This is a genomic window from Caulobacter sp. B11, from assembly GCF_002737765.1.
Lineage (GTDB): Bacteria > Pseudomonadota > Alphaproteobacteria > Caulobacterales > Caulobacteraceae > Caulobacter.
This window is the reverse complement of the sequence record NZ_PEGG01000147.1, coordinates 1-3,458: the sequence shown is the minus strand read 5'-3', so window position 1 is coordinate 3,458 and position 3,458 is coordinate 1. Positions and strand designations below refer to the sequence as shown.

Annotated in this window: 1 protein-coding gene and 2 pseudogenes; 1 reads left to right on the top strand and 2 read right to left on the bottom strand. The window is 70.4% G+C overall.

Translation table 11 applies throughout. The annotated features are described in order from the left end of the window. Positions 1-1,580: pseudogene (locus tag CSW58_RS07360) on the top strand (copper-translocating P-type ATPase); the annotation flags it as partial. Between the two features lie 10 nt (positions 1,581-1,590). On the opposite strand, the gene CSW58_RS07355 reads toward CSW58_RS07360, so the two are convergent. Beyond that, positions 1,591-2,382 (bottom strand): RNA methyltransferase, encoded by a 792-nt coding sequence (locus CSW58_RS07355; protein WP_099446852.1) that lies wholly within the window; start codon positions 2,380-2,382, stop codon positions 1,591-1,593. 17 nt (positions 2,383-2,399) lie between these two features. Next, positions 2,400-3,309, bottom strand: a pseudogene (locus CSW58_RS07350) (class I SAM-dependent methyltransferase). Between the last annotated feature and the right edge of the window lie 149 nt (positions 3,310-3,458).

The window sequence follows — 3,458 nt, the reverse complement described above, 5'->3', positions numbered from 1 at the left end:
CATCGCGGCCCTGCTGGACCTCGCCCCCAAGACCGCCCGGCGGCATCCGCCGAAGGTCAGGATGAAGAGGTCACCCTGGACCGCGTGACGGTCGGTGACCGGCTGCGCGTGCGGCCGGGTGAAAAGGTCCCGGTGGACGGCGAGGTCACGGAGGGCCGGGTGTCGATCGATGAATCCCTGGTCACCGGCGAGTCCATGCCCGTGACCAAGGAGGCCGGCGCCAAGGTGATCGCCGGCTCGCTCAACAAGACCGGCTCGTTCATCATGCGGGCCGAAAAGGTCGGGGCCGAGCCCTGCTGGCCCGCATCGTCCAGATGGTCGCCGAGGCCCAGCGCAGCCGGGCCCCGATCCAGCGCATGGCCGACCGGGTCGCCGCCTGGTTCGTGCCGGCCGTGATCGGCGCGGCCCTGCTCTGCGCGCGCGGCGGTCTGGGGCCTGGTCGGCCCCGAACCGCGTCTGGCCTACGCCCTGGTGGCGGGGGTGTCGGTGCTGATCATCGCCTGTCCCTGCGCCGCTGGGCCTGGCCACGCCGATGTCGATCATGGTCGGGGGTCGGTCGCGGGGCCCAGGCCGGGGTCCTGATCAAGAACGCCGAGGCGCTCGAACGGCTCGAAAAGATCGACACCCTGGTCATCGACAAGACCGGCACCCTGACCGAGGGGCGGCCGGCGGTCACCCGGATCGTCCCTGTCGCCGGGTTTGAGGAAGGTGAGCTTCTGCGCCTGGCCGCCAGCCTCGAGCGCGGCAGCGAACATCCCCTGGCCGACGCCATCCTGCGGGCGGCCAAGGATCGCGGACTGGGTCTTTCGGAGGCGTCCGAGTTCGACTCGCCGGTCGGCAAGGGCGTCATCGGCCGGGTCGACGGCAAGCGGATCGCGGTCGGCGGGTCGCGACTGATGGCCGAGATGGGCGTGGACCTGTCATCCCTTGAGACCGAAACCGCGGCCCTGCGCCAGGACGGGGCCACGACCCTGTTCGTGGCGGTCGACGGCGCTCTGGCCGGCTTGCTGGGCGTCGCCGATCCGATCAAGGCCACGACGGCCGAGGCGGTTCGCGCCCTCAAGGCCGACGGGGTGAGGCTGGTCATGCTGACCGGCGACAACCGCGCCACCGCCCTGACCGTCGCCGCCCGCCTGGGCATCGACGAGGTCGAGGCTGAGGTGCTGCCGGAGGACAAGGCCAAGGTGGTCAACCGGCTAAGGGCCGAGGGCCGGTCGGTGGCCATGGCCGGCGACGGGGTCAATGACGCCCCGGCCCTGGCCGCCGCCGAGGTGGGCATCGCCATGGGGGCGGGGGCCGACGTCGCCATCGAGAGCGCCGGCGTGACCCTGCTGCAGGGCGATCTGCAGGGGATCGTGCGGGCCCGGCGGCTGTCGCGGGCGGTAATGCGCAACATCCGCCAGAACCTGGTCTTCGCCTTCGCCTACAACATCGCCGGCATCCCGATCGCCGCCGGCGTGCTCTATCCCAGCCTCGGCTGGCTGCTGTCGCCGGCCATCGCCGCCCTGGCCATGTCGCTGTCCTCGGTCAGCGTGATCGGCAACGCCCTGCGCCTGAGGTCGGTGAAGCTGGAAGGCTAGTTCGGCGGGGCTAGCCGGTCACCGTATAGATCATGATCCCCGTGGCCACCGACAGGTTGAGGCTGTCGGCCCGGCCGCGCATCGGGATCTTGACGTTGACGTCGCAGGCGGCGGCCAGTTCCGGCGGCAGGCCCTGCTGTTCGTTGCCCATCAGGATCAGGGCCGGCTTCACATAGTCGGCGCTCTTGTGGTCGACGGTCGCGGTCAGCAGGGTGCCGACCACGCTGCCGGGCCAGGATTGCCGCCAGGCCAGGAACTCGGCGACGGTGGCCTTGGCGATCTGCACCGCGAAGATCGAGCCCATGGTCGCCCGCACCCCCTCGACCGAATAGGGATCGACGCAGTCGCCGACCAAGATCACCCCGCCGCAGCCGGCCGCGTCGGCGGTGCGGATCACGGTGCCGAGGTTGCCGGGGTCGCGGACAGCCTGCAGGGCCACCCAGCAGGGCGCGCTTTGCGGCACGATGGCGTCGAGCGGCGTGAACACCTGGCGGAACACCCCGACCACCGCCTGGGGGTTGTCGCGGCGCGAAACCTTCTCGAGGATTTCACGATTGACCTCAATGACTTCGCCGCCCGCCTTCAGGCAGGCCTGGGCGGCTTTCTGCAGCATGGGGTGATCGGCGGCGTCACGGCCGAACATCAGGATCTTCGGGGCGTGGCCGCAATCGATCGCCTCGATGACGATCTTCAGGCCCTCGGCCAGGAACAGGCCGCTCTCCTCGCGCTCCTTGCGCATGTGCAGGGCGCGCACGGCCTTGACCGTGGCGTTGGACAGCGAGGTGACGGCCTTGGTCTGCAGGGGGGCGTTCATGGTCATCATCCTTGGCCGGACCAGCGGGCGAAGAACGACAGGCCGATCTGGCGGTCGCCCTGTTGCTCGACCAGGGACAGCTCGCCCCAGTCGATGACTCCGCCGCGCTCGCTCAGCTCCTGGGCCAGAAGGCCGGACAGGGCCGCGCCCGAGACCCGGGCGGCATAGGCGTTCATCAGCAGGAACGACGCGTCGTCGGACAGCAGCTGGGCGCAGTCGCGGGTCAGGACGGCCAGGTCCTCGAACAGGCGCCAGACCTCGCCATCGGCGCCGCGTCCGAACTTGGGCGGGTCCAGGATGATGCCGTCATAGGCGCTGCCGCGCCGGACCTCGCGGGCACGAACCGGCGGGCGTCCTCGACGATCCAGCGGATCGGCTTCTCGGCCAGGCCGGCGAAGGCGGCGTTCTCACGGGCGTAGCCGACCGACTTCTTGGAGGCGTCGACATGGGTGACGGCGGCCCCGGCGGCGGCGCAGACCAGCGAAGCCACGCCGGTATAGCCGAACAGATTCAGGATCTTGGGCTGACGTCCTGAGGTCTTGGCGAAGGCGCGGACCCGGGCGTCCTGCCAGGCCCAGTTGGCGGCCTGTTCCGGGAAGAAGGCCAGGTGGCGAAAGGGTGTGAACTGGCCGTGGAACTTCACCTCGCCCCAGGCCAGGGGAAATTTCTCGATCGGCTTGCCCTTGAACCGCCAGCGACCGGCCTCGTCCTCGTCGCTGGGGTCGAACACCGCGTCGGCCTCGTCCCAGGCCTGGGCCGGCAGGCGTGGGGCCCAGAAGCACTGCGGCTCGGGCCGCACCACGGTGTAGCGGCCGTAGCGTTCAAGCTTGCGGCCATTTCCGCTGTCGAGCAGGGCGTAGTCGGCCCACCCGGTGGTGGCCATGACGATGGGGCGGGCGCGATGGTCGGCTTCATCACTTCGCCATACGCGCTCCGGGCAAGGGCCGTAAAGGGCGAGGCGCGTGGGAGGTCTTGTCCCAGCGATAGGGTTGGCGGATCCATTGCCACAAGGCGCGGGCCGCCGCGATGCTCTGCAGGGCCAGTAGGCGGCCGCGCCGACCAGG